The 2,217-nt window shown below is 56.6% G+C and carries 2 protein-coding genes; one reads left to right on the top strand and one right to left on the bottom strand.

Annotated elements, in window-relative coordinates:
* Window positions 1–1,277 (bottom strand): amidohydrolase family protein (locus tag EN935_RS32215; protein WP_127374032.1); only part of this gene is annotated, 1,277 nt, incomplete at its 3' end.
* A 98-nt stretch (window positions 1,278–1,375) separates the two neighbouring features.
* Between EN935_RS32215 and EN935_RS32210 the strand changes: the two genes are divergently transcribed.
* Window positions 1,376–2,217: transporter substrate-binding domain-containing protein (locus tag EN935_RS32210; RefSeq protein ID WP_164771537.1), on the top strand; the 842-nt coding region annotated here is incomplete at its 3' end.

Below are 2,217 nucleotides of genomic sequence, written 5' to 3'. Positions count from 1 at the left end.
TTGATGAGCGGAACCTCAGGATCCTGAAACGGACGTGTCAGGACAGCTTTGTCGAACAGCAGGAAGTCTGCGTGTGCGCCTATTTTCAACGTGCCAATTGTCATTCCAAAAGCCGTCGTTGCCGCACCGTGTTCCGTAGCCATCCGCAGGACGTTCGAGGCGCTTGGCCATCGACCTTTGTGGCCGGGTTCTCGATGCTGGTAAAGAACCAGCCGCATCTCTTGCAGCATATCTCTGTCATCATTAATTCCAGCTTCATCGATGCCAAGGGCAACAGTCATGCCCCGTTGAAGATAGTCATTGACTGGAGCTTTCCCACTGCCGAGGCGCATATTGGAGCTGCAGTTGTGGCAGATGCAGGTGCCCGATTGCGCCAAGATATCTATGTCCTCTTCCGAAACCCACACTCCGTGGCCGAGCGTCATGCGAGGCCCGAGCATGCCCAGGCGCTGCAGATGCTTGACGGCGGTGGTGCCGGTTCGGCGCCGGGCGTACTCTTGCTGATATTTCGTTTCGACCAGATGCATGTGTAGTGGCACGTCGGCGGCCACCGCCTTTTGCCACAGAAGATCAAGCATCTCGTCCGAGCACCAATGCAAGTTGGCCGGCGCAAGTTGAATCGCAACGCGATCCTTGTGTTGCCAATCACGTCGCAATTGATCGAAGAGGTCGAGGTAGTCCTGCCGGCTGACAGTCCTCTTTTTCACATACTGCGCGACAAGCTGTTTCAAATCGGCCGGCAATGTCGAAACGAAAGCTTCATCGTCCTGATGGACGATACGGTTTTGGTCACGTGCATTGAAGCAATAGGATGCACGCATTCCAATCTCTTCATAGGCGCCTATCACTTTGGTCGCGATTGACAGCATGTTCTCCGCAGGACCGCCCACGGAACCTTGGATGTGCTGAACCGTGGTGATGCCGGATTTCAGCATCTCGGCCGCGGCGAACAGTGTATCCAGCCTTGGATCCAACCCTCGCCTCGCGGCTCCACTTCCAACCCAGAGCTCGAGCGGGTAGTCCAGAGACCCCATCTGCAGCGGAGTCATGCCTACATGATGGTGCGCATCGACGAACCCTGGAGTCATGATATGTCCAGGGTACCGTTCGACCACCGCATTACGGTACCGATTGAGTAATTCCTCGGTTGGACCCATATCCGCGATCCTGCCGTCGCTGACGAGTAGCGCGCTGTTCTCGACAAAAATGGCTTCACCGGTATCGGAGTAGCCCGCCAGCAGCGTTCCGGCCGAAATCACACGCGCTTCTACGGCCATGCCAATGTCCTCTTTCTCGATTTCGCACCCAAACGAGACCCTTGCCCAACCCAAGCAATATGATATTCTACTTGGAATATCAATAAAGGGGAACTGACATGAACATGCTTCACACTGCCGCCCTTTCTGTGCTCGTCGCCTTCGCAAGCACCGCTTGCCTCGCGCAGGACTCCAAACCAGCCCAAACGGCACCGCTCACTTTCACCAGCTACCCGAAGCCTTGGCCATTTCGCGCACTTGTTACGCCGGGCAAGCTGACCATTGCAGTGACGCCGGATTCGCCGCCCGGAACTTATGTGAACATGGAGACTGGTCAGGTCGATGGCTGGGCCGTCGCAATCTGGAAGCAGATCGGCGCTGACCTCGGCCTGGAGGTCGAACTGGTCACCGTGGACTGGGCTAGCGTGCTGCCTGGGATCGCATCCAACCGGTTCGACCTTGGGTGCGCCGGAGCGGCTTGGACAAAGGAGCGGCTGACCAGCCCAGACCTGCTGCTGACCAATCCGATCGTCGTAACGTCAACGGTAGCAATTACCAGGAAGGATTCTGGCATTAACAGTTGGGAGGCCACTGAAGGTAAACGTATGGGTGGCACCCGCGGAGAGGTCTACTTCGAGCAGGCTAAGTCGGCATTGACGAAAGTCGCCGAAGCCGTCGAATTTCCTGGCTCGAACGAGGCATTGCTGGCCTTGGTGAACGGTCAGGTCGACTTCGTCATGATGAATAAGGGATCATCAACCTTTGCCTTGACGCAGTTTCCGCAAGCAGATCAGCTGGCCATGGTTAGCACCAAACCGCTTGCAGCCTTCCCGGAATCGCTCTGCGTCAACCCTCGGGAGACAGATCTGCTCACCGCGATGAATATCTTGCTAGGCAACTACCGCGCAACGGGCCAGTTGGCAGGCTGGTTCAAGCAATATGCCAAGTCGACGGGAAGCTC

The organism is Mesorhizobium sp. M7D.F.Ca.US.004.03.1.1 (assembly GCF_003998635.1).
GTDB classification, from domain to species: domain Bacteria; phylum Pseudomonadota; class Alphaproteobacteria; order Rhizobiales; family Rhizobiaceae; genus Mesorhizobium; species Mesorhizobium loti.
The sequence above is the reverse complement of the archived record's forward strand: the minus strand, read 5'-3'. Positions and strand labels throughout refer to the sequence as shown.